This window comes from Desulfobotulus sapovorans DSM 2055, from assembly GCF_059569355.1.
Genome location: NZ_JCANVJ010000028.1, coordinates 22,172 through 47,007 on the forward strand (window position 1 = coordinate 22,172; position 24,836 = coordinate 47,007).

Sequence of the window (24,836 nt, forward strand, 5' to 3'; positions counted from 1 at the left end):
AAATCTTGCGTCTTGATCTTACTTCTCAGGGAAAGGCAACACCTGAGACGGGATGGCGGAGTCAGGGGAGTCATCAGAAAAGGGGAGGGGGGATGGGAGGAAAGCCCATTGTATGGATTCGGGAGGCGTCTTTTCTGAAGGGAAAAGACGGGCTTGCACTGCGGTATCACCTTGATTTTCCAGAGGACTGGCACAAGGGAAAGGCACTGGTGCTGGTACTGACGGGCCGGGCCGAGTGCCTTGATAAATATGATCGTGTCACGTCCCGGCTTCTGGAGAGAAGCGTGGCTGTGCTGCGTATGGACTGGCGGGGCCAGGGAGGCTCGGGGCGTATGCTGGCCGATCCCCACAAAGGACATGTCGGGGATTTTGATCTTTACCTTGAGGATCTGTGCAGGATACTGGAAAAGGTGGTCAGGCCCCTGAATCCGGGCAGGGTACTTTTCATGGGGCATTCCATGGGCTCCCATCTTGCCCTGCGCCATCTGCTTTCCGGTGCAGGAGATGTCCAGGGCGCCATACTGGAGTCCCCCATGTTTTCCATTGATACCCGTCCCCTTCCCTATGCGCTGGTAAAGGCCATCTGCCGGGTGGCTTCAACTCTGGGACTGGGGGAGAGTTATGTTCCGGCGGGCAGGGCTTTCCGGCCGGATAAGGCCTTTCGGGGGAATGCCCTGACCGGAGATCCGGAGCATTTTTTCCGTTTTCAGGATTTTCTGATACGCCATCCGGCTTTACAGATGGGCGACCCTACTCTGGGGTGGCTGCATGCGGCCTCCCTTTCCATGGATCAGCTCTGGCGGGATCTCTCATCCCGTAAACTGTCCGTTCCCATATTGCTTCTTTCCGGTCAGGCAGATCGGGTAGTGCATCCCATCTGGCATGAGAGGGCTCTTTTTTTTCTTGAAAGGGGGCATTACTGTTCCATACCCGATGCCCGGCATGAGATCTATATGGAAAGGGAGGGCATTCAGCGGGTACTCTGGGCCGCCATTGATCAGTTTCTTGCCCAAGAAGGGGTGCTGGCGGATTTGTGAGTACGGTTTCCTGAATGTATTCCGGAAATTACTGCATGCGTACAAGGCGAAATCCGATATAGCTTCGCCGGACATCGGGGTGGTAGGCACTGCGATTGGCATTGCGGCTGTGCTCCGGACTCTGGAAAAAGGCTCCGCCCCGGACAACCCTGCGACTGCCATAACGGGACAGAGGATCCCGGATCCCTTCTTGATAGGTATTGGTAAAAACACCGGTTTTTCGTGTGAAGCTGGATCGGGTGGTGCAGGCATCCAGGCACCATTCCATGACATTGCCGTGGGTGTCGTGGAGCCCAAAGGCGTTGGAGTTTTTTCGAGCCACAGGCTGTGCTTTGAAGCCGTAGGCAGGACTCTGGTATCCCGTGTTGCCGCAGTACCAGCCCGCTGCATCCATGGCCGGATCCAGGGGATGGCAGGTGGTTTCCCGTACGGGGCCTGTAAACAGGGCTGTTCGGGTACCGGCACGGCTGGCATACTCCCATTCTGCTTCCGTGGGAAGCCTGTAGTTCCGGGTCTGTTCCATGGCATTGAGGCGATGGACAAATTCCTGGACATCGTTCCAGGACACATTTTCCACAGGGCAGTCCCCCCCGCAGTCCTGAGAAGCGGAGGGTGTGGTACCCATGACATCAAACCACTGGATCTGGGTCACCTCTGTAATGGAGATATAAAACCCCCGGGTAAGGGTTACCGTATGCAGGGTTTCGTCCCAGTTTCTGTTTTTTTCCGAAGGGGGGCTTCCCATCTGAAAGGTTCCGGCCGGGATAAGGGTGAAGGTCATGCCGATGCTGTTGGTGAAGGTACCGGAAGACCATGCGGGACTGTACAGAATTCCTGTAAAAAATGTGAGGATCAGAATGCGGAAGGGGGAAGGCATCATGGTGTTTCTCCTGAGCTTGATTTTCATTGCATCCGGTGGCATGGTTACATGCTGTGAAGAAACGGTCAATGTCAGGTTGGCAAGGTCAGGCCGCAAGGTGTCGGGTTTGCTGAAAAGAGCCGCAGGTCATGGGAAACCAGGCTGTGGCTTCAAACGTTTTTTTGTCTCATGGAGAGGCATGGGGAGGTTTCATGGATCCAAGGATTCGTTCAGATGTTGATCCTGAGTCAGCTTTTGCGCCTTCTGTCAGAAAAAAGGCCTGGTATCGCAGTGTGGAGATGCCCTTTGTCTGGATCGGGGGCTGCCTTGTGATGATACTGGCGCTTTTTTTTCTGTTGTTCCCATGGAAAAACGGGATACCTGAGGTGGAAGAAAAGGGCACCCAGGCGGCTGTGGATCTGACGGAAATTTCCGGACGTCTGGACAGGCTGGCAGCCAGTGTGGAAGCGTTGCGCATGCAGCGTCTTCTCACGGGTTCCGAAGATGGCGGGCAGGCAGAGCTTCTGGAAACCCTGCGCAGGATGAATGCGGATCTTTCTCAGCAGATTGCCGTATTGTCGAAAAAGGTGGAGGGCCTTCAGGCAGCCGCGCCGGTACCTGCACTGCGTCAGGCCAAGGAAACGGCTTCTGTTGCTCCAGCTCCTGTGACATCCGTTGCCGTGAAGGCGCATTCCGGAACGCCTCCGGAGGTGAAGACCCGCAGAACAGCCGTGCCTGCACGGGAAGGGGCAGGGGGATCGCCCTCTGAATACCGGGTGCAGAAGGGGGATACCCTTTTCAGCATTGCCCGTAAAAACAGGATTTCGCTTCAGGTGCTGCTGGATGCCAATAAAATGCGCCAGAGTGATCCCATTCATCCCGGACAGCGTCTTGTGATTCCCCGTTAGAGTTCCGGGCCGGAAACGCTTGGATATTCTTTGGGAGGCCGTCGGGTGTGCTGGCTGCGGAATCCGGATTTACAGCATGCAGGTTTGTTTCAGATTCCCGTTTTCTTCTGGCAACGTACCTGAAAATTTTTCTGAACTATGGGCAAAAGGACGTCTTGACCGATAGCTGCAAGGATTTTCAGGAGTTCAGGATGCAGTCCCTTGAACGCCCGGTTATGTCTTTTTTTCCAGGGAACCCTTCATCTGCATTTTTTTTGTTCTCAAAAAAGACGTTGTGCATAGATTTCGGGGAGTCCCTTTTCCACAATGGCAGATGCGGTTTTGGTAATGTCATAGGAAACTCTGCGCAGGCTGATGCTGTGGGTTTTGGAGTCATAGACGATGTATTTTGCACGGTTGTCTCCATCCCTTGGCTGGCCGACGCTGCCACAGTTGATGATGACCCGCGTGTTGTTTTTCAGGACAAAAGGGGTTGATGATGGAGTTTTGTAACTGATTTTGTTGCTATTCCAGATAATTCCGCCAATTTCATGGGTATGCCCCACAAAACAGAGTGTTTCTGGAAAGCTGTCAAATAAACGGAGCAGCTCCTGGGGACTTTTTTGAAAAAGATAGGTTTTGATGTCCGCAGGGGGGCAGCCATGCACAAAACGGAGGTTTCCCATGGAAAGGCTTTGGGGATATTCCTCTATGCTGCGCAGGGTTCTTTCATGGAGAAGGCTGCGGGTTTTGATGAGGGCTTTGCGGGCATTGGGGTTGAATCCTTTCTGTTCTGATTTTTTCAGTACCGCAGACTCATGATTTCCCATGACAGAAGGGATTTGTCTTGCAAGCAGCATGGCCACGACTTCGTTGGGCCAGGGGCCGTATCCGATATTATCCCCAAGGCTGACGGCATGAAGGATACCCAGGGCATCCATATCGGCGAAAACCTGGGAAAGGGCCTCGGCATTGCCGTGGATGTCAGAAAGGATGGCCAGGGATGTGTGCATGTGGATTCCTGTCAATGTACCGTGTCTCGATCTGGCAGAGTCCGCTGTTTTCTCGTCCTGCTCTACATGGGGAGGATGGGGATTGTCAAGATTCTGACCCTGTTGGATGGGAAAAGGGGCAGGGTGTTCATCGGACATTCGAAATCTGTTTATTCCCCTGCCCCTGCCTTACCGTGCCAGGGCCTGTCTTGATCCCAAGTCATTCTCCCGAGAGCGGAGAACAGCCGTACTCATGCTTCCTTGCAGTAGTGGCCCCGCCGTTTCCGCGCTTCAGCGTGGGAACGGCAGCTGAAACAACATGGGAATCCGTTCAGAAAATATCAATGGACTGTTTGGAGGGGATTAGGGGAAAATCCCGTATTTTTTGTGATATTTTCCTATGGACATCTCTGGAATTTAGGGTATTATTATTTCGTTTTTTGAGCATTTCCATGACCTCCCTTACGGAAGTTGCCCCAGAGGCAACCCATTTCTTCATACAGTACACACACATCGCACTGATAAATGCCAGGAATCTTACCCAGCCCGGAGAGGGGCAAGGGTTTTAACCTTTAGAAATACATCACCGTATTTTAGGGATTAAAATCAATGCCCATGTTGGCATGGTGGGCTTCATACAGGGCATTCTGCTTGACTGAGGCTTGATTCACGGGCTGACACATCATTCTTGGTTTTATTTCAGACTCCATACGAAAACAGATAAAAAAATCTTGACGCCACTCAAAACCATCCCAATTTTAAAAAACTGAAAGTATTCGGGATGTGGCGTGTAAAGCATATTGAAGGTGTGGTTGAAGTTGGCGAAACGGGACGTTTTTTATTCTGTCCTGGATCCAGGATCAGGGATCTGTTTTCGTCCAACAACAGATAACGTTGAGGAGGTTGAATGGCACAAAATCAGGATGCATCCATGTTTTCCGATGCAGTACAGGACTGGACAAAGGCGGCCGGAGAATTCTGGCAATCTTATACGGATTCCTGGAAGGGCTTTCCCGGTACCCAGAGTCCTTTGCCACAGAACATGATGCAGGCAATGACCAGCAATTGGGATACCTTTCGGAAAACCATGGAAAACTGGGGTGATGCGATGCAGAAAAATGGCGAAAAGGGATTTGATCCTGCGGATTTTTCTTCCCAGATGGAAGCTGTGAGCCGTTTTGTCCAGGTCTTTCAGAAGCAGACAGAGTTTATTCAGACACGTTTTATGGAAAATGCGGAAAAACTGGGTGAAGTATTCGAGACCATGGAGTCGGCAGGATCGGGAAGTGATCTTCTTCATGCATGGCAGGAGATTTATGAAAAGGAAATCCGCAAAGTTTTCCATATCCCCCAGGTGGGACTGGGCCGGGAATATCAGGAAAGAATGATGACGGCCCTGGATCGTTTCAGTCTTTTCCATGGTAATGCCATTGAGCTGCTTCATTTTTTGTATATTCCCATGGAGCAGAGTTTTTTGCAGATGCAGAAGGATCTGGAGCATATGGTTGCCGAAGGTCGCCTGCCCGAAGATCAGGAAGAATATTACAAAATGTGGCTGCAGAAACTGGAAGCCCATTATATGGAACTGTTCCGGTCTCCGGAATATACCTCTGCCCTGGGCAAAACCCTGGGAGCCATGGGAGAATTCAAATCTGCCCGGGATGCCATGATTGAGGATTCCCTGCAGAACATTCCCGTACCCACACGGTCGGAAATGGATGAGCTGTACAAGGAACTCTATGCCTTGAAGCGACGGATTCGGGATCTGGAAAAAAGGGAAAACTGTCAGGCCTGAAACAGGGCATGATATGTGGCACCTTGACGTCTTTTTCTGGCAGGCATTGATTCTTTCAGGAATAGGCAGCACCAAAGTAACGGGGGATGATGATGATGGATATTGCTAAACTGGCGGATAAATTTCTTACGGATCTTGAAAACAATACGGAAAAAAACCAGGCATACATGAAGGACGCCGTAGATGTCCTGCTCAGTTCCCTGGACGACAAGATCGCAAGAACACCCTATGAGGTGGTCTGGCAGGAGGACAGGGTAAGTTTGAAATTTTACCGTTCAACGGTAAAGGACAAGACTTCCAGAAAAACCCCCCTCCTTGTGGTCTATGCCCTTATTAACCGGGAAACCATGCTGGACTTGCAGCCTGGCCGCAGCGTGGTGGAAAGGTTTCTTGCCGATGGCATGGATGTCTATATGCTGGACTGGGGATATCCCACTCAGAAGGATAAGTTTCTCAGCATTGATGACCATGTGAACATCTATATGGATGATGCCGTGGACTTTATCCGCAAAAGGGAGAAGGTTGCATCCGTCAATCTCATGGGCATCTGTATGGGAGGAACCTTCTGCACCATTTATTCCGCCATCCATCCGGAAAAGGTGAAAAACCTTGTTCTGACCGTTACCCCAACGAGTTTTGACCATGATAAAGGGCTGTTGCATCTCTGGATGCGGGATCTGGATGCGGATGCCATTTTGAAAAATTACGGCAATATGCCGGGTGATTTGATGAATTTTGGTTTTCTGCTCCTGAATCCGGCCCGTCTCATGATTGATAAATATAAATCTTTCTTGCAGAATCTTGGGGATAAGACCTTTGTTGAAAATTTTGTGCGCATGGAACGCTGGATTTATGACAGCCCCGATGTGCCGGGTGAAACCTTTCGCCAGTTCATAGAAGATCTTTATAAGAAGAATCTGCTGATTCAGAACAAGATGCAGGTAGGTTCCCACCGTGTGGATCTTTCCAGGGTGACCATGCCTGTACTGAATATTTATGCAAAGTTTGACCATCTCGTTCCTCCTGCGGCAAGCGAGGAGATTACGCGCAAGATCGGCAGCAAGGACACAAAGGATCTGTGTCTGGAGACAGGGCATATCGGTATTTATGTGAGTTCCAAGTACCAGAATGAGTTTGTGCCCACCATTTCAAACTGGCTTCTTGAACGGGATCTTCCCATAGAACGCCCTGTTCTTGCGGAGGCTCTGGAACAGTCCCGGCCGGATGAGGTGGTAAAGGAGAAAGAACCGAAAAAAAGCGGGACTTCCGGTACGGGTGCCAGCCGAAGCAGCAGTTCCGGTAAAAAAGACTATGCGGCCAAGGGGAGCCGTAAGCCTTCCGTACGGTAGCTCTCCATGGTATCCGGATTGATCTGTCCTTCCGCTGAAGGGCGGAGGGAGCAGGTGTAAAAATGTTTCTATTCCTGAGGAGAAGATATGAAGGGACTTACCATTGATCAGATGTCCATAGGCGACAGTGCCACATTCACCAAAACCATTTCCGAGAGTGACGTCTATCAGTTTGCGGGGGTTACGGGAGACCTGAATCCTGCCCATATCAATGAAGAATATGCAAAGGGAACCGTATTCAAAACCCGCATTGCCCATGGCATGTTGAGTGCCGGTTTCATTTCTGCGGTTTTGGGGACACGTCTTCCCGGGCCGGGTACCATTTATCTGCGCCAGGAACTGAAGTTTCTTGCTCCGGTACGTATCGGCGATACCATCACCGCCAAGGTGGAGATTACAGGTCTTCTTTTGGAGAAAAACCGTGTAACCCTGAGAACAACCTGTACCAATCAGGATGGGGTGCTGGTGGTGGATGGAGAAGCCCTGATGAGTCCTCCCAAGGCTTCCTGATCGTTTTCAGAATGCCTTAAAACATGAAAAAGCGTTTTGTACCGAAATCTGACAAGTGGCAGAAGTACAGCGCGTGATGTGTTCGAGCATAAGAGCCGGTTGATCAAGAAAACTCCGACGGATTTTTTGTGTCATCCGCCAGAATTTATAAGAAGACCAGCCCCGGAAAGGGACTGGTCTTTTGTCTGTTTTAGAAGCGGATCAGTTTTTTTCCGCCTTCAGTGCCGCATGGGCTGCGGAAAGGCGGGCAATGGGGATGCGGAAGGGGGAGCAGCTCACATAGGTGAGGTTGTTCGCATAGCAGAAAGCTACCGATGCCGGATCACCACCCTGTTCACCGCAGATGCCGATTTTGAGATCGGGTCTGGTTGTTCTGCCCCGTTCCACGGAATACTGGATGAGCTGGCCCACGCCGTCCTGGTCAATGGTCTGGAAGGGATCGGCCTCCAGAATCCCCGTGTCCAGGTATTCGGACATGAATCCTCCCGTATCATCCCGGCTGAAGCCAAAGGTCATCTGGGTGAGGTCGTTGGTTCCGAAGGAGAAGAACTCGGAAACTTCCGCCATCTTGTGGGCAAGGAGGGCGGCCCTGGGGATTTCGATCATGGTGCCGAACTTGTAGTCAATGGCGGGAAGACCAAAGGCTTTCAGAACTGCGGCATAGACCTTGTCTGTGATGGCTTTGGCGAAGACCAGTTCTTTCACGTCACAGGTCACGGGCACCATGATTTCCGCCATGGGATTTTTGCCCTGTTTGAGCAGTTCTGCGGCAGCTTCAAGAATGGCCCGAACCTGCATCTCCGTGATTTCCGGATAGGTAACCCCAAGGCGTACGCCCCTGTGGCCCATCATGGGGTTGCTTTCCTGAAGCTCATTTCCACGCCGGATCACATCATTGACATCAATGTCCAGAGCCTTGGCCAGTTCTTCCTGATGCGCCTGTCCATGGGGAACGAATTCATGCAGGGGAGGATCCAGAAGACGGATGGTGACGGGTTTGCCGTCCATGGTTTCCAGGGTGGCCTGAATATCCCGTTTCATGAAGGGAAACAGTTCTTCCAGAGCCTGGCGTCTTTCGTCCTCGGTATCGCTGACAATCATTTTGCGCAGCAGGAAGAGGGGTCTTTCGGAATCCTGCCCATAGAACATATGCTCCGTACGGAACAGCCCGATACCTTCGGCACCGTAATCCAGGGCAATCCGGGTATCCTGGGCGCTGTCCGCATTGGTGCGAACTCCCATGGTGCGGTATTTATCCACAATGGACATGAAGGCTTTGAAGCGGGGGTTTTCCGTGGCATCTATCATTTTCAGGGAGCCTTCGTAGACAAGACCCCTGGAACCGTTCAGGGTGACCACATCCCCCTCTTTGAAAACCCGTCCGGCAATGCGCATTTCTTTGGCCCGGGTATCCAGCTTGATCATGGCTGCACCCACGATGCAGCATTTTCCCCAGCCCCTGGCCACAAGGGCCGCATGGCTGGTCATGCCACCACGGGCTGTAAGAATACCTTCGGCAGCCCGCATGCCTTCCACATCTTCGGGGTTGGTTTCCTCACGGACGAGGATGACCTGTTTGCCCTTTTTCTGCCATTCCACGGCATCCTGAGCTGTGAAGACGATTTGTCCGAAAGCACCACCAGGCCCGGCGGGCAGTCCCTTGGCGATGAGGGTGGCGGTTTTTTCATTGGCCGGATCCACGATGGGATGCAGGAGTTCATCGAGCTGGGTGGGCTTAACCCGCATGACGCAGGTTTTTTCATCAATAAGCCCTTCTTCCAGCATATCCATGGCCATGTTCAGGGCTGCGGGGCCGGTTCTTTTACCAACCCGGCACTGAAGCATGTACAGACGCTCCTCCTGAATTGTGAACTCAATGTCCAGCATGTCATGGTAATGCTTTTCGAGTTTTTCCCGGATGGCGTACAATTCTTTGTATACAGCGGGCATTTCTTCTTCAAGGGAAGGCAGATGGGCATTCTGATCGTTTTTTGTATCCATGTTGAGGGGATTGGGGGTACGGATCCCGGCAACAACGTCTTCTCCCTGGGCATTGGGAAGCCATTCCCCATAAAAACGGTTTTCCCCGTTGGCAGGGTTACGGGTAAAGGCAACACCTGTGGCAGATGTGGAGCCCATGTTTCCGAAAACCATGCTCTGTACGGTACAGGCTGTCCCCCATTTGTCAGGGATGCCTTCAATGCGACGGTAGGCGATGGCGCGGCGGCCATTCCAGCTTTTGAATACGGCACCGATGGCACCCCAGAGCTGTTTTTCGGGTTCATCGGGGAAATCGGTGCCCAGCACTTCCCGTATTTTTTTCTTGAAGGCATCACAGAGCATTTTCAGGTCTTCGGCGGGAATATCCGTATCACTGCTGTAGCCTTTTTTTTCTTTGAGGTCTTCCATGATATGGTCAAGCCGGGTACGGATTCCCATTCCGTCGATGGGTTCAATACCTTCGGCCTTTTCCATGACCACGTCGGAATACATCATGATCAGGCGGCGGTAGGCATCGAAGGCAAAACGCTCATTTCCGGTTTTCTGGATCAGTCCGGGAAGGGTTGCGGGACAGAGTCCTACGTTCAGTACGGTTTCCATCATTCCGGGCATGGACTGGCGGGCACCTGAGCGACAGGATATCAGCAGGGGATTTTCAGGATCTCCAAAACGCATACCCATGCTGTTTTCCACATGTTTCAGGGCCGCTTGAACCTGTTCCTGCAATTTTTGGGGGTAGGTACCACCGGAAGACAGGAAATCATTGCAACAGGCTGTACTCAGGGTGAAACCTGCGGGAACGGGAAGGCCCATCTGGGCCATTTCGGCAAGATTGGCACCTTTTCCGCCCAGGAGATCGGCCTGGGTCGCATCGCCATCTGCCGTTCCATTGCCGAAACCATAAACATAGGTTGTCATGCTTTTTTCCTTCCTTTCCAAAATACGGCGAGCTTGATAAAAAAAGTATTATGAATTTATGGGCATGGAGTCCGCTTTTTAAGGTCCACGGCCAGGATGGCGATGGCGCAGACAATGGGAAAAACGGCTTTTCGGATGGGGTAGCATCATGCCTGGACTGGATGCGTGGCCCCTGGAGGGCAAAAAATATTTTTTTGCCCTTGCCGACATTTCCTCCGTAGAACTTCATGTGCATCTTTTTGATATTATAGCGTTTTAATGTTTTGTGGGAATACCCGGTGCCGTAACCCGAAATCCACAAAGGCTTAAAAAACTTCTAAAGATTGGGAAAAGACCTGAAAAGGGTCTGAAATCAGGGTCTCTCTAAGGATTTTTGGGAATGAAGTCAAGGAAAAACAAGGTTTTTCCTCAGCCTGTGACCCGTTCTGACCAGGAAGGGATTCCCGTTTTTATACGTCTTTTCCCTTGTTTCAAGGCATGCTATGGTCAGTTCCGGATTTTCCCGGTTCCTGTCGGGGTCAGGGGAAATCTGCAGGTGGCGACCCTTGGCATTCAGAAACCAATCCCATGGACGGGTATGTATGATACAGATTGATCATCTCAGTAAAAGCTATGGAAATCAGGATCTTTTTGATGATGTGAGTTTTAAGGTCAACAGTCGGGAACGTATTGGTCTTGTGGGCCGCAATGGACATGGAAAAACAACACTGCTGCGTATCCTTTCCGGAGAAACCCTGCCCGATGGGGGCACCATCCTCATTCCTAAAAATTATCGCATCGGTTATGTCAGCCAGCACCTTGTTTTTTCCGCTCCCACGATTCTGGAGGAAGTGGCTTCCGGCCTGCCCGAAGGGGAAGAGGAGGCCTTGTGGAAGGTGGAAAAAATTCTGGCAGGTCTGGGCTTTTCCGAAAAGGATATGGCTTCTGCGCCATCGGTTTTTTCCGGGGGATTTCAGATTCGGGTGCACCTTGCCAAGGTGATTGTTTCTGAACCCGATCTTCTGCTTCTGGATGAACCGACCAACTATCTGGATATCACTTCCATTCGCTGGATGGAGCGTTTCCTTGCCGGGTGGCCGAGGGAGCTGGTACTGATTACCCATGACAGAAGCTTCATGGATCGTGTGGTGACCCATGTGGTGGGGATTCACAGAAAGCGTATCCGGAAAGTGGCGGGAGATACGGAAAAATACTATGCTCAGATGGCTCAGGAAGAAGAAATCTATGAAAAAACCCGGATCAACGATGAGAAAAAGCGAAAGGAAATGGAGCTTTTCATCACAAGATTCCGGGCCAAGGCCAGACTGGCGGGGATGGTGCAGTCCCGCATCAAGGCCCTCAACAAGATGGAAAAACGGGACAGGCTTGAGGATATCCGGGATCTGGAGTTCAGTTTCCGTTATCTGCCCTACAGAGGAAAATACATGCTTCAGGCCAGGGATCTTTCCTTTGCCTATGGAGGTCAGAAGCCTCTGATACACAATTTTTCCCTGACCCTTACGGCCGGGGAGCGCGTCTGTATTGTGGGAAAGAACGGCAGAGGAAAAACGACCCTTTTGCAGCTTCTTGCCGGGATAACAGCACCGGATCAGGGGGCTGTGGTTCTGAATCCGGGGATTGAGGCGGGGATCTATGAACAGACCCACATCAGCCATCTGCATCCGGAACGGACTGTGGAGGAGGAAATCCAGGCCGCCCATGGGGACTGTGAACGTCAGACGGCACGCAATGTCTGCGGTGCCATGATGTTTGAAGGCGATCAGGCCTTAAAACCCATCCGTGTGCTTTCCGGTGGTGAAAAAAGCCGGGTCATGCTGGGCCGTCTTCTGGTCAAGCCCCATAATCTCCTGTTCCTGGATGAGCCGACCAACCACCTGGATATGAACAGCTGCGATGCCCTTCTGGAAGCCATTGATGCCTTTGAGGGAACCCTGGTCATGGTCACCCACAACGAGATGTTTCTCCATGCTCTGGCGGATCGTCTGGTGGTTTTTGGCGAAAAAGGGCCAGAACTATTTGACGGGGGCTACCAGTCTTTCCTTGAAAAGGTGGGCTGGGAGGAGGAGCGTGAAGGGCAGGAGGGGGGGAGCATGACCTCCACTCTGGCAGTTGCTCCAAAGGGGGGGACGGAAAAAACCGGTGCAAGCAAAAAGGATCTCAGGAGGATGCGTTCTGAAGTGGTGCAGCGCAAATCCATTGCCCTGAAGCCCCTGGAAAAAAAGATGGCGGTCATGGAAGGGGATATCGAGGGGGCGGAAGCGCAGTTGCAGAACCTGACCCTGGAAATGCAGACCTGTGCCCAGAATGGGAATGGCCTGAAGGTGGCTGAGGTCTCCAAATCCATTGCAGGAATGCAGGCCAGGATTGATACCTTCTATGAGTCCCTTGAAGCGCTGACCCTGGAACATGAACGTTTGAAAGCCCTTTTTGACGAAGAAATGCAGGCCCTGGGAGAAGGAGAGTGCTGATTTTGTAGAAAAGGACAGGCTCCTGGCTGTGCAGAACGGGCTGGGGCAGAGGGGCTCAGGCTTTTTTTGAACCGCGCACATTTTTTGAAAAACAAATCTTGTAAGGATACCCTTTTACGTGAAGGTGAGACTGATGGAAAAAGACAATAAGAATCCCCTGGATCTGATCTGGGCTTTGGCACTGATCGGTGCCGGAATTGGTGTGATTTTCAGGATTCCCCAGGTGCTGCCGACCATACTGGAGATGGATACCTTTTCAGGATCCGCTTTTTTTATCCGGCTGTGCTTTTATCTGATGGCCATTCTTCTGATAGGCGGGGGGATCCGTAAGCTGTGGTACCGTTTTTTCAAGGCCTAGCTCTGGGGACATCTGTCCTTCTGGAGGGTGCCCGATGTGTGCTGTTCAACGCCGATAAAAATACTGCCTACAGGAGCGGATTATGGAACCGGTGGAAAAGAATCAGGATGTGCAAACCCTGAAATCAGAGGTGGAGTACCGCACACGTTTGCAGGAAATCACCAATAAAATTTATTCTGCCGCCCGCCTGGATGAGATTTTTATTGACCTGAAGGATGAAATCACCTCCCTTTTCACCTGTGAGCGCCTCACCATCTATTATGTGGACGGGATTAAAAGGGAGCTGGTTTCCCGTTTTAAGAGCGGAGAGGATATCGGAGAGATCCGTGTGCCCATATCCGCAAACAGCATTTCCGGGTATTCGGTTTTCAATCAGAAGCTGGTGAATGTAACCAATGTGTATGACGATGGGGAGCTGAAGCGTATTGATCCTGTGCTTTCCTTTGACAAAAGCTGGGATCAGCGTTCGGGCTTTGTTACCCGCCAGGTATTGGTGGTGCCCATTATTTATAAAAGTTTTTTATTGGGTGCCCTGCAGCTGATTAACCGGAAAAACGGCGTTGCCTTTGATAACCGGGATGAGATCTACGTGTCGGAGCTGGCCCAGGTTCTGGGGATTGCCCTGCACAACCAGAAACGTCTGGCCAGCAGCCGCAGGGTTACCAAGTTTGATCATCTCCTTGAAAATCATATTCTTACCCAGAAGGAACTCAACGATGCCGTAGCCCTTGCGCGGAACAGAAAAATAAGTGTGGAGACCATCCTGCTCCATGACCTGAAGCTCAGCAAAAAGGATGTGGGGGAATCCCTGGCAAGGTTCTACAAAGTCCCCTATCAGCATTACAGCGATCTTATTCCCATTCCCGGAGAGCTGCTGGAGGGGCAGAAGACCAACTATATGCGGGCCAATTTCTGGGTTCCCGTGGGCTTCGGGGAAGGTCAGCCCATGATTGCCATTGACAATCCCCATGATTTGCAGCGCCTTTCAGAGATCCGAGCCCTTTTTCCAAAGTATGATCCTGTTTTTTCTTTTTGTTTTCAAGATGATATCATTCGATTCATTGATCGTTTCACCCAGCATGCCGACGGGGATGCTTCCATTGATGATCTTCTTTCCCAGCTGAAGGATGAGGTTCAGGAAGAGGAAGAGGCCGAGGCCGGGGTTTCTGAGGAAAGCAGTGCTGTGGTGCAGCTGGTGAACAAGATCATTCTGGATGCCCACAGCAAGGGGGCCTCGGACATCCATATCGAGCCTTACCTTGGAAAACAGAATACCCAGGTGCGGGTGCGTGTGGATGGGGCCTGCACCGTATATCAGACCATTCCCTACAATTACCGGAACGCCATTGTATCCAGAATCAAGATCATGGCGGATCTCGATATTGCAGAGCGCAGAAAGCCTCAGGACGGCAAGATCAAGTTCAAGAAATTCGGAGGACGGGATATCGAGCTGCGCGTGGCCACCGTTCCCACCCAGGGCGGGGTGGAGGATGTGGTCATGCGTGTCCTTGCCGCAGGTGAACCTATCCCCCTGAACAAGATGGGGTTTTCCGATCGCAACTACAGCAATTTCATCAAGCTCATCGAGCAGCCCTATGGCATTATTTTTGTCTGCGGGCCTACGGGTTCGGGTAAAACCACCACCCTGCATTCCGCCCTGGGCTATATCAACAAGCCCGAGCGCAAAATCTGGACAGCGGAAGATCCCGTGGAAATCACCCAGAAGGGCCTGCGTCAGGTGCAGGTTCAGTCCAAAATCGGTTTTACCTTTGCCGCAGCCATGCGTGCCTTTCTCCGTGCCGACCCGGATGTGATCATGGTGGGGGAGATGCGGGACAAGGAAACCACCCAGATTGGCATTGAGGCTTCCCTTACCGGTCATCTCGTCTTTTCCACTCTGCATACCAACAGTGCTCCGGAGAGTGTGACCCGTCTTCTGGACATGGGCATGGATCCCTTCAACTTTGCCGACGCCGTTCTCTGCATTCTCGCCCAGCGTCTCGTGCGAACCCTGTGCAAGAACTGCAAGGAGGAATACCATCCCTCACGGGAAGAGTTTGATGAAATGGTAAGGGAATACGGGGATGAGAAGTTTGAGGAGAAAACGGGCATCCTGTATACCGAGGAGCTGAAACTGCGAAGGCCCAAGGGCTGTGAACGCTGCAATCAGACGGGCTATGCCGGTCGTATGGGGCTTCATGAGCTGCTTGTGGGTACGGATACGGTCAAGCGCCTCATTCAGCGCAAGGCTCCCATGGAGGAAATCCGGGATCTGGCCATTGAGGAAGGCATGACCACCCTGAAGCAGGATGGTATCATCAAGGTGTTTGCGGGCCATACGGATCTTTTGCAGGTACGGAAGGTCTGTATCAAATAGCCGGTTTTTTCTTTTCTGCGGCCTGCATGAATTTTTTCACCTGATCCGCATAATAGCCGGTATCCCTTCCTTCCTCCTGTTGCAGAAGGAGGGCTTTTTTTCCCGTTCGGAGGGCATCTTCCATGCGGTCTGTGCGGTAGTAGCCTTCTGCCAGGGTGTCCAGAACATGGGGTTTATCCGGGGTTTTCATCACGGCCTTTTCGGCAAGATACACCCCGAGCGCGGGGTCGGCTGTGGCGGGATCGTCTGCGGTGATGCACAGCCAGGCCAGGTTGTTGAGGAGCTCCCCATCCTCGGGTGCCAGCAGGAGGGCCTTCTGGTACACCGATCTGGCCTCTTTCCATCGTCTTTTTTCCTGATAGAGATCCCCCAGATAGCGCAGTAAGAGGGGATTGTCCCCGTCCTTTTCCGCCTCCATCTCAAGACTGGTCATGAAGAGGGCGGACTGTACACCGTCCATGCCGCCTCCTGCATGGAGGTAGCCTCCTGCCACAGCCATGAGGACAAGCGCTCCGAGGTAGAGGAGAAGCATGCGCCTTACCCTCTGGTCGTGCTGTTCTGCGATCCGGGGGGTGTTTTCACAACGGATGAGGAAGCGGATGCGTTCCCCGATGCTGAAGTGGTGCCAGTTGGGTTTTTCCGGATGCTGCCCTGTCATATGGGCAAGGAGATGAAAGGTTTCGATGAGATGGCGGGCACTTCCCTGCATACGAAAGGCGAAGGCATCCGCCTGCCGTTCAAAATTGCGCATGAAGAAACCGAAAACGAAGCGGAAATAGAAAAGAAAAAACATGAGGGAGAGGGAAATGGCAATGCCGGTGGCAAGGCTTGCCGGAGAAATCAGGGCTGTGTGGGGCAGGACGAAGCGCATGGCTCCCAGAAGAAGGGCCTGGTAGAAAAAATCCATAAAAGCCCAGGATGCCAGCATGAAGCCCGCGAGGATCAGTACATGGAGCAGAAGGTGATGGCGCTGGACATGACCCGCCTCATGGGCGATGACGGCTTCCAGGGCTTCGGGATAGAGACTGCGCAGGAGGGCGGGGGTGACCAGGATATAACGGAAGCGTGCCCAGGGGCCCATGACCCCTGCGGTGAGCATGCGGCCTCCGAAGAGGGGCCAGACGAGAATATCCCGGAAGGCGGTTCCCGTATGATGCAGTACCCCCTCAATGCGCTGGCGTAAGGCCCCCTGGGGCAGGGGTCGGCATTTCCAGAAACGCTGTATGCCCACAGGGGCAAAGAGAAATATTGCCGTAAAAAGGGCGATGAGGTAGAGGTTCTGGCCCATGGGGCTTCGGAAAATTTCCTGAAATCCGGGAGAGGGAAGCAGAAGAAGAAGGTCATGGAATCCGGAAAAGAGCAGCCAGGGCAGGAGGGCGGGGAGGCTGAGTCCCATCTGCTCCCGGATGAAGTCCTTTTTTTCCCGGGGATTCCGGATACCCATGGCCGCTGCCCCGAGAAACCACAGCCCTCCCTGAAGCAGGAAATAGACCAGAACAGATCCCAGATCCCGGATAAAGGGAAGGTGGGCGGCCAGAACTTCCGGACAGACGAGAAGGGGCAGGTGCAGCCCGTGAATGAGAAAGGCAAAGAAAAGGAGCAGGGAGAGGGTCTGCATCTGCATTCTTTTCTGGGTGCTGTCCGATGGGAAGGATTCCGCTTCTTCCCGAACCCCGGCCATGGTGCGGCGATTCCATAGGGCTATGAAAAGAAAAAAAAGAAAGATGGAAAAAAGAATGTCGGAAAAGAGCTGGTTTGGCCTGAGAGGCTCCTGGGGCGGGGTGTGGGCGGTGATGAGGATCAGGGCCGCAATGGTGGAGAAAAGGTGATGAAACATGGCTTGTATCCTCTGCCCCATGGCGTGTTGGCGGTTTTAGGGCTGTGTCGGGTCGGGATTTTCTGGCCGTTCGGTTCCTGACCGCTCAGATTTCTCTGTCAGCCCTTTTACGGGGATGTTTTTTTCAGGGCTGGGGCCTTGTTCGCCTTGTAGTAGCGATCCTTCTCGCTGTAGATGCAGCCACAGTAGGACTGACGGTACATCTTCCTTTCCTTCGATTCTTCAATCCCTTCCTGCCAGCCTTCCCTGAAATCCCGGTATAAAAAGGGAACGCCCGCTTGTTTTCCCACAGCTTCTCCCAATTCCCGGATAAGGCTGTGGTTCTGGAAACGGCTGTAAAGCAGGGTGGAGGAAAAGGCTTCAAATTTTCCCCGTTTGGCGAGAAGGGCCGTGGCGGTGAGCCGTTTGTGGTAGCAGATCCGGCAGCGTTCCTTTTCACGGAACACCATATCCTGAAGAAATTCCTCCAGAGCATAATCCTCCTGAAAGATGACCTTCATGTCCACTTCCAGGGCATATTTTTTTAAGGTGTCTTCCCGTGCCAGGCATTCGGTGAAGGGGTGGATGTTGTGGCGGTAGAAAAAGCCCATCACCGAATGGCCTTCCTGCCTGAGAATGCGCAGAGGATAGAGGGTGCAGGGCCCGCAGCAGGTATGCAGCAGTATTTTCATGGGAAGATCAGCTCCTTTTTCCGAAAATGGCTGTGCCGATGCGGATCAGGGTAGCCCCTTCCTCAATGGCCACCTGAAAGTCATCGCTCATTCCCATGGAGAGGGTGGTCATGGGAGAGAGAAGGAGATTCAGACCATTGCCCTTTTCCATGAGTTCCCTCAGGGTACGGAAATGGACGCGGTTGTCTTCCGCCTCCCCTGCGGGAGGGGGGATGGTCATGAGGCCTTCCACCCTGATGCCTTTAAGATTTTGAAGGGCTTGCAGCACAGCGGGCAGTTCTTCGGGCAGAAGCCCGGATTTGCTTTCTTCACCACCCAGATGAATCTGGAGCAGAATGCTCTGGATTTTTCCGGTCTTTTCCGCCTGCCGGTTGATTTCTTCAGCAAGGCGCAGGGAATCCACGGAATGGATGAGGGCGCAGTGCTGTACCACGGAACGGGCCTTGTTGCGTTGCAGATGGCCGATGAAGTGCCAGTGGAGATCCAGATCCTTCAGGTTTTCCGCTTTGGCTGCGAGTTCCTGCACGTAGTTTTCGCCAAAAAGGCGCTGGCCTGTTCCATGGGCTTCCCGGATCAGGGCTTCACCCTTGGTTTTGCTCACGGCTACCAGGTGAACGCTTTCCGGGTTTCTCCCGCAGGCAAGGCAGGCCTTTTCCATGCTTTCCCTCAGCGCTTCCAGTTTATGGGCTATCATGGGGTATCCGATCTTTGGGTAGGGGATGTCCTTGGGGTCTCACAGCCGGTCTCTTCGGAGCAGACGGGCAGGACGCCGACGGCGGCAAGGCTTTCCATGACTTCACAGATGGGAAGCCCCATTACATTGGTGTAGGAGCCGCAGATCGTTCGGATGAAGTGGGCGGCAAGGCCCTGGATGGCATAGCCTCCGGCCTTGTCATAGGGTTCATCCGTATCTGCATACCATGCCATTTCAGCCTCCGAAAGGGTCTTGAAACGCACATCCGTGGAAACGGCATAGGCCTTGCGGGTCTGGGCCGCCCGGTTGAGGAGGGCCACTCCGGTGATGACCTGATGGGTGATGCCACTCAGCATGGCCAGCATGGCCCGGGATTCTTCAGGATTTTTGGGTTTTCCCAGCACATGATGGCCCACCACCACCAGGGTGTCTGCGGCCAGCACCCAGTCTTCGGGATATTCGAGGCTGACAATTTCAGCCTTGGCCAGGGCCAGGATCTCGGCCAGGGCTCCGGGCGTATCCGCCGTTACACTGTCCTCATCCATATCGCTGTGAACCACGCGGAAAAAAAGGCCCGCCTGCTCCAGAAGTTCTTTGCGTCTCGGGGACTGGGAGGCGAGAATCAGCTGGGGTTTCATGGCCTCTCCTTGTCCTGCCGGAGCATTTTGGCCTCAATGCGGGCGATGTCTTCGGGAAGATCCACCTCCGGAGAATCGTGGGCCGTCATCACCACGCGGAGGGTATAGCCATGTTCCAGAACGCGGAGCTGTTCCAGTTTTTCCAGTTCTTCCAGCGTGCCTGAGGGCAGATTTCTGAAAATCTCCAGAAAACGGCGGGTATAGGCATAAACGCCAAGATGTTTGATAAAGACAGAAGACGCTCCCCCATCCCGAACATGGGGAATGGTGGCCCGTGAAAAGTAAAGGGCATTGCCCCTTGTGTCGAGAACCACCTTGACATCCTTGGGATCTGTGATTTCCCGTGGATCCTGGATGACAAAGCCCAAGGTGCTCATGGCCAGATCCGGTTCCAGGGCAAAGGGGGCCAGCACCTCGTCAATGCAGTCCGGATGGATGAGGGGCTGATCTCCCTGAACATTCACAAGAAGGTCTTCTTCGGAAAGCCCCAGAATCCGGGCGGCATCGGCAACCCGGTCGGTTCCGGAGCGGTTTTCCGGAGCCGTGAGCAGGGCCCTGCCCCCAAAGGCTGTCACCGCATCGAGAATCCGGCTGTCATCCGTGGCCACCACAACCTCATCTACACGGGCGGCTTTGCAGCGCTCATAAACGTGCTGGATCATCGGTTTGCCCGCAAGGGGACGCAGGGGCTTGCCCTCCAACCGGCTGGAACCCCAGCGGGCCGGAATGACGACGATTTTTTTCATGATATCTCCTCAGGGGGTATGGGTATCAAGCCATTTCCGGAGTGCGGGCATACATTTGCGGTTTGCCGCAGGAAAGGCCAGTTCTTCCATTTCTTCAAGGGAAAGCCAGCGGTACTCTCCGGGAAGGGTCAGATGCTTTTTTCCGTCACGGATGGAAGCGGTAAAGAGGGTCAGGGAAATCCGGAAATGGGTATAGGCATGGCGGATGGTGCAGAGTCTTTCCGGGTTTTCGATGGTGAGCCCCGTTTCTTCCCGTACCTCCCGGATGCAGGCCCTTTCTTCTGTTTCGCCTTCCTCGCACTTTCCTCCCGGAAATTCCCAGAATCCGGGCAGCATTCCCGTTTCCGGTCTTTTGCTGACCAGCACCCGGAAATTTTCATCCAGAATGGCGGCACAGGCAATGGAAAAAAAGGGAAGGGGCTTTTTTTTCTCACGCTGGGGATACAGCCGGGTTTCTTTTCTGATCCGGGCTTCGCAGAGGAAGGCTACCGGACAGGCTCCGCAGTCCGGGTTTCCTGGAGAGCAGAGGGTGGCCCCCAGCTCCATCAGGGCCTGATTGGCATCTCCGGGATATTCCCGGCAGAGGAGGCTGTCCGCATAGGGCTGGTAGTGGCTGTGGGCCTTGCTGTGGTTGACGGGAAAGGGATCGCAGAAAAGCCTTGCCAGCACCCGCTTGACATTGCCATCCACCACGGCGGCGGGCCTGCCGAAGGCAATGGAGGCCAGGGCGGCTGCGATATAGTCGCCAATGCCCGGAAGCTGGCGCAGGGCGGAAAACTCTTCGGGAAGTCCTGTCTCTCCCTTTGCCACAAGGAGACGGGCACATTTCTGGAGATTCTGAAGCCTTTTGTAATAGCCAAGGCCTTCCCAGCTTTTTAAAAGGGCCTCCGGTTCCGCATCGGCAAGGCTTTTGATGTCCGGATAGCGTTCCATGAATGAAAGATAATAGGGGATCACCGTGTCCACGCGGGTCTGCTGGAGCATCACCTCAGAAATCCAGATGGCATAGGGATCGTTGCTGGAGCGCCAGGGCAGATTCCGCCTGTGGAGCCTGTACCAGTCAAGGAGGGCTTTCCGGAAACTCTGGATATCGTTCTCTGCTGCTGGAAAATACATGGTATCCCTTTTCGATTTTTCTGGATTTTTTCCCTGTTTTTCTTATCCTGTCTTTTTTTAATTCGGTAAAAAAATGAGGGATGTTTGTGGATACCCAGTTTTTGGAGGTTTAAAGATGGAAATGCGTGTTGTGCTGCACATGGATGATCCTGAAGAAAAACGTCTGGCCATTGGCCTGACCAACCTTGAAAACCTGGTACGCGCCGCTGGAGGCCCTGCCCATGTGAATGCCCACTTTGTGGTGAACGGTCCAGGGGTACTGCTTTTTCGGGATCTGGACAAGTCCCTTTCGGAAAGACTGCTGGCCCTGACCGAAGCCGGTGTCCATTTTGTTGCCTGTCAGAATGCCCTGAGGGGAAACGGTGTGGAGGTTTCGGAGCTTCCCGAAGGCATGAAAACCGTAGCTGCGGGTATCCTGGAGCTGGTACGCCTGCAACAGGAAGAGGGCTGTGCCTATGTCAAACCCTGAACAGGGAGAATCTGCGGAAATCCATTATTATCGCCACCATGCCGATGTTTTCATACGCAAGGCCCTGGGAGCGGATCCCGCAGAGTTTCTTCTTCCCTTTGTTGAAAGCCTGAGGCCGGGTGGGGCTGTGCTGGATGTGGGCTGTGGTTCGGGCCGGGATCTGCTCTGGCTGCGGGAGCGGGGACTTTGCGCAGAAGGCCTGGAGCGTTCTCCGGAGCTTGCCTCTTTTGCGGAAAGCTATTCGGGATGCAGGGTACACCGCGGGGATTTCAGATTTTGGAATCTGGAAGATGTCCGGGTGGATGGCCTTCTTTTTTCAGGATCCCTGGTGCATCTGCCTCCTCAGGAGGTGGCGGACATCATGTTGCGTTTTTTGCCCTGCCTGCTGCAAGGAGGCCGTATTTATATCTCGCTTAAGGAGGGCAGGGGAATGGAACAGGATGGTTATGGCCGGTGTTTCCATCTGTGGGAGGAGGCTGCGGGGCTGTCTTTGTGGAAAGAGCTCGGACTTGCGGTCTGTCATTTTTCGAGACAGAGTTCCGCAGCCGGAACCTCCTGGCTGGGCTGGGTTCTGAGGGCTGTGGCCGGGTATGAAATAAAAAAAGGATCGTCATCAGGACGATCCTTACAATAAACCATTTTGGTGGAGCTGAGGGGGATCGAACCCCTGACCTCATGGCTGCCAGCCATGCGCTCTCCCAGCTGAGCTACAACCCCACATGCAAACAACGAGGCACCATTTATCAGGACGTCCCATGGGTGTCAATAAAAAAATAGGATGGAAACGAGATTTTATGATCTGCCCTGAAAAAAACACAGGGTATTGGAAAAAGACAGGGGGAGGGCTGGTTTTTTTCGTCTTTCACCGTTAAAATATGCGGCCTATGAAAGTAATATCCGTCTAACTTTTTGAAAAGAAAAGGATTCTTCTATGCTGGCAGGGATACGGGAGAGGGCATCTTCCTGGATGGTCAAGTTTATCCTGGGGATTATTGTCATTGTGTTTGTTTTCCTGGGGATTCAAAGTTACAAGACCGGAAAAATAAACAGGGTTGCCGTTGTCAATGGAACGAACATCGGTGTGGACGCCTATCGCTCCGAGTACCAGTCCATGGTGGATCAGATCCGTCGTCAGTTCGGTGGGACGGTCTCTCCTGAAATTCTGGAACTTTTTCAGGTTCAGGAGCAGGCACTCCAGCGGCTCATTGATCGTCAGCTTCTGATGGATGAGGCGGAAAGTCAGAAACTACAGGTAACGGATGCGGAAGTGAGTGCTGCCATTGCGGCCATTCCCGTTTTTCAGACCGAAGGAAATTTTGATGCTGCGCTTTATAACCGTCTGCTTCAGGCCAATGGTATGAGCGCTGTGTATTTTGAAGAGCGGCAGCGGGAAGATCTGCTGCTGGGAAAATTGCAGGATCTGGTTTTCGGAGGGGTACAGGTTTCCAGGATGGAAGCCTTGGAGTATTTTAATGAGAAGAACCGGAAAATCGCCATGGAGGCCGTTTTGTTCCGGCCTTCGGATTTTACGCCGGAGCCTGTTGCGGAAGAGGCCTTGCAGGCCTACTACATCAGCCATCAGGAAACTTACAGAACAGAGCCCAGGATCAAGACCCGGTATCTGCGTTTTGACCATGGGGAACTGAAGGATCAGATTCAGGTGTCGGAAACAGAACTGCGCCATGCCTATGAAATGCGGCTGGACAGTTTCCGTGAGCCGGAGCGTGTGGCAGCCCGTCATATTCTGCTTCAGGTCGATGAGAATGCGCCTGCGGATCTTGTGGCGGCCTCGGAAAAGGAGATTCTCGCTCTGAGGGAGAAGATTCTCGCAGGTGCAGATTTTTCTGAAATGGCTCGTCAGCATTCCCAGTGTCCCAGTGCTGCCGATGGAGGCAATCTTGGGGTCTTTCCCCGGGAGGCCATGGTGGCCCCTTTTTCCCAGGCGGCCTTTGCCCTGAAGGAGGGGGAGCTCAGTCTTCCGGTGAGAACCCGTTTTGGCTGGCACCTGATCCGTGTGGATCAGCGTCTTCCCGAAGGTGTGAAGCCCTTTGAATCCGTGGCCGCGGAGCTTGGGGATCTTTTGCGGGAGGAAAAAGCGAAAAGCCAGGCCTTTGATATGGCCGATGCCGCCTATGATGCGGTGCTTGCGGGAGCCGACCTTAACGAAGTGGCTCTGACCTCCAAGCTGACCCTGCATGAGACCGGTTTTTTTGGGAAGGGAGGCCCGGTTTCCGATATGGCGGATGGGAAGGGATTTGCCGATGCTGCCTTTTCCCTTGTGGAGGATGAGGTCAGTGAACTCCTTGAGATCGGGGATGCCCTTTACCTGATCTCCGTTGTGGCACGGGAAGCTTCCCGTATTCCTCCCATGGAAGATGTGCGGGAACGCATCCTGGCGGATATCCGGAAAGAAACTGCGGATCAGATGGCCAGATCCAGGGCGGATGCCGTTCTGGCGGCTCTGAAGGAAGGCCGGGAGACGGATGCGGTTCTGGTGCAGACCGGCCTTTTTGGCAAGGAGGAGAGTATTCCCAAGATGGGAGCCCATCCCCTGCTCAGCCGCGCAGTCTTTGCCCTTGGGAAGGACAGGGGGCTTCCCGATGAACCTGTTATCCTGAATGAAGGCTATGCGGTCTTTCGCATCACGGAACGCAGCCTTCCCGATGAAAAGAATTTTGAGGCGGATCGGGAAAAAATTGAAGGTGAGCTGAAAAAACGCAAGCAGAACCGTATGTATGGTCAGTGGATGGCTTCTTTGCGGGAAAAAGCAGCAATAGAGGTGGAACCCGCCTTTCAGCAGAAGGGCTGATGGTCTTCCTTAGGTTTTTTGATTATCATCCTGACCCAGTCATGCTGTCGCAGATTTTGCCCGTGTAGCTTTGGATCCATCGTTCCCACGCTGGAGCATGGGAACGATAGCTGAAGCAAGATGGTAAATCAGTAAAAGTAAAGGGCTAAAAATATACCGGAAGGGGGGGCTCCCCTTCCGGTAAGAATTTCATCATTCAGCTTTTTCTTTTTAACCCAACTTTGTCATTTTTTTTGAAAAACACCCGCCTGGCAAGGGTTTAGCACAAATCATGGTCACTACTTATTTTATATGAGTGATTTTTC

At 52.9% G+C, this 24,836-nt stretch carries 20 protein-coding genes and 1 tRNA gene; 11 read left to right on the plus strand and 10 right to left on the minus strand.

The window, feature by feature from the left end; genetic code table 11:
• Positions 1-92: 92 nt before the first annotated feature.
• A complete protein-coding gene (locus BR04_RS14835; RefSeq protein WP_496356806.1) occupies positions 93-1,037 on the plus strand; it encodes an alpha/beta fold hydrolase in 945 nt (314 codons plus the stop codon).
• 28 nt (positions 1,038-1,065) lie between these two features.
• Here the strand turns inward: BR04_RS14835 and BR04_RS14840 are convergent, their stop codons facing one another.
• Entirely contained in the window at positions 1,066-1,917 is an 852-nt protein-coding gene (locus BR04_RS14840) for a formylglycine-generating enzyme family protein (protein ID WP_496356807.1), read from the minus strand.
• A 191-nt stretch (positions 1,918-2,108) separates the two neighbouring features.
• Here BR04_RS14840 and BR04_RS14845 point away from each other — a divergent pair, with 191 nt between their 5' ends.
• Complete coding sequence (locus BR04_RS14845) at positions 2,109-2,804, plus strand: LysM peptidoglycan-binding domain-containing protein (protein ID WP_496356808.1); 696 nt, start codon at positions 2,109-2,111, stop codon at positions 2,802-2,804.
• Positions 2,805-3,064: 260 nt separating this feature from the next.
• On the opposite strand, the gene BR04_RS14850 is transcribed toward BR04_RS14845, so the two are convergent.
• Positions 3,065-3,796, minus strand: a complete 732-nt coding sequence (locus BR04_RS14850) for a metallophosphoesterase family protein (RefSeq protein ID WP_496356809.1) — start codon at positions 3,794-3,796, stop codon at positions 3,065-3,067.
• 886 nt (positions 3,797-4,682) lie between these two features.
• Between BR04_RS14850 and BR04_RS14855 the strand changes: the two genes are divergently transcribed.
• The 3 genes from BR04_RS14855 (at position 4,683) to BR04_RS14865 (ending at position 7,429) form a co-directional block, all read left to right on the plus strand.
• Positions 4,683-5,570 (plus strand): poly(R)-hydroxyalkanoic acid synthase subunit PhaE, encoded by an 888-nt coding sequence (locus BR04_RS14855; RefSeq protein ID WP_496356810.1) that lies wholly within the window; start codon positions 4,683-4,685, stop codon positions 5,568-5,570.
• Between the two features lie 92 nt (positions 5,571-5,662).
• Positions 5,663-6,919, plus strand: a complete 1,257-nt coding sequence (gene phaC / locus BR04_RS14860) for a class III poly(R)-hydroxyalkanoic acid synthase subunit PhaC (RefSeq protein WP_496356811.1) — start codon at positions 5,663-5,665, stop codon at positions 6,917-6,919.
• A gap of 87 nt (positions 6,920-7,006) precedes the next feature.
• Positions 7,007-7,429 carry a MaoC family dehydratase gene (locus tag BR04_RS14865; RefSeq protein ID WP_496356812.1) on the plus strand — a complete coding sequence of 141 codons (423 nt, stop codon included), beginning with the start codon at positions 7,007-7,009 and terminating at the stop codon, positions 7,427-7,429.
• Between the two features lie 201 nt (positions 7,430-7,630).
• On the opposite strand, the gene ppdK is transcribed toward BR04_RS14865, so the two are convergent.
• Positions 7,631-10,348, minus strand: a complete 2,718-nt coding sequence (gene ppdK, locus BR04_RS14870; protein WP_496356813.1) for a pyruvate, phosphate dikinase — start codon at positions 10,346-10,348, stop codon at positions 7,631-7,633.
• Positions 10,349-10,929: 581 nt separating this feature from the next.
• Between ppdK and BR04_RS14875 the strand changes: the two genes are divergently transcribed.
• The 3 genes from BR04_RS14875 to BR04_RS14885 all read left to right on the plus strand — a co-directional run bounded on the left by BR04_RS14875 (position 10,930) and on the right by BR04_RS14885 (position 15,551).
• Positions 10,930-12,816 carry an ABC-F family ATP-binding cassette domain-containing protein gene (locus BR04_RS14875; protein WP_496356814.1) on the plus strand — a complete coding sequence of 629 codons (1,887 nt, stop codon included), beginning with the start codon at positions 10,930-10,932 and terminating at the stop codon, positions 12,814-12,816.
• A gap of 133 nt (positions 12,817-12,949) precedes the next feature.
• Entirely contained in the window at positions 12,950-13,174 is a 225-nt protein-coding gene (locus tag BR04_RS14880) for a hypothetical protein (RefSeq protein ID WP_496356815.1), read from the plus strand.
• Positions 13,175-13,256: 82 nt separating this feature from the next.
• Entirely contained in the window at positions 13,257-15,551 is a 2,295-nt protein-coding gene (locus tag BR04_RS14885) for an ATPase, T2SS/T4P/T4SS family (protein ID WP_496356816.1), read from the plus strand.
• On the opposite strand, the gene BR04_RS14890 is transcribed toward BR04_RS14885, so the two are convergent.
• The 6 genes from BR04_RS14890 to BR04_RS14915 all read right to left on the minus strand — a co-directional run bounded on the left by BR04_RS14890 (position 15,544) and on the right by BR04_RS14915 (position 21,253).
• On the minus strand, positions 15,544-17,388 hold the full coding sequence (locus BR04_RS14890; RefSeq protein WP_496356817.1) for a M48 family metalloprotease: 1,845 nt from the start codon (positions 17,386-17,388) through the stop codon (positions 15,544-15,546). The genes BR04_RS14885 and BR04_RS14890 overlap by 8 nt on opposite strands.
• Before the next feature lie 107 nt (positions 17,389-17,495).
• Complete coding sequence (locus tag BR04_RS14895) at positions 17,496-18,059, minus strand: epoxyqueuosine reductase QueH (RefSeq protein WP_496356818.1); 564 nt, start codon at positions 18,057-18,059, stop codon at positions 17,496-17,498.
• Positions 18,060-18,066: 7 nt separating this feature from the next.
• Entirely contained in the window at positions 18,067-18,753 is a 687-nt protein-coding gene (locus BR04_RS14900) for a YggS family pyridoxal phosphate-dependent enzyme (RefSeq protein ID WP_496356819.1), read from the minus strand.
• On the minus strand, positions 18,750-19,391 hold the full coding sequence (locus BR04_RS14905; protein WP_496356820.1) for a Maf family protein: 642 nt from the start codon (positions 19,389-19,391) through the stop codon (positions 18,750-18,752). The genes BR04_RS14900 and BR04_RS14905 overlap by 4 nt, the downstream gene beginning before the upstream one ends.
• Entirely contained in the window at positions 19,388-20,137 is a 750-nt protein-coding gene (kdsB, locus tag BR04_RS14910) for a 3-deoxy-manno-octulosonate cytidylyltransferase (RefSeq protein WP_496356821.1), read from the minus strand. The genes BR04_RS14905 and kdsB overlap by 4 nt, the downstream gene beginning before the upstream one ends.
• Positions 20,138-20,146: 9 nt before the next feature.
• Entirely contained in the window at positions 20,147-21,253 is a 1,107-nt protein-coding gene (locus BR04_RS14915) for an A/G-specific adenine glycosylase (protein WP_496356822.1), read from the minus strand.
• A 115-nt stretch (positions 21,254-21,368) separates the two neighbouring features.
• Here BR04_RS14915 and BR04_RS14920 point away from each other — a divergent pair, with 115 nt between their 5' ends.
• Together BR04_RS14920 and BR04_RS14925 are read left to right on the plus strand one after the other, a co-directional pair.
• A complete protein-coding gene (locus tag BR04_RS14920; protein WP_496356823.1) occupies positions 21,369-21,722 on the plus strand; it encodes a DsrE family protein in 354 nt (117 codons plus the stop codon).
• Positions 21,709-22,356, plus strand: coding sequence for a class I SAM-dependent methyltransferase (locus BR04_RS14925; RefSeq protein ID WP_496356824.1), 648 nt, complete (start codon positions 21,709-21,711; stop codon positions 22,354-22,356). The genes BR04_RS14920 and BR04_RS14925 overlap by 14 nt, the downstream gene beginning before the upstream one ends.
• Before the next feature lie 7 nt (positions 22,357-22,363).
• Here BR04_RS14925 and BR04_RS14930 read toward each other — a convergent pair.
• Positions 22,364-22,439 (minus strand) — tRNA-Ala (locus BR04_RS14930).
• 214 nt (positions 22,440-22,653) lie between these two features.
• Between BR04_RS14930 and BR04_RS14935 the strand changes: the two genes are divergently transcribed.
• On the plus strand, positions 22,654-24,531 hold the full coding sequence (locus tag BR04_RS14935) for a SurA N-terminal domain-containing protein (protein WP_496356825.1): 1,878 nt from the start codon (positions 22,654-22,656) through the stop codon (positions 24,529-24,531).
• Positions 24,532-24,836: the final 305 nt, after the last annotated feature.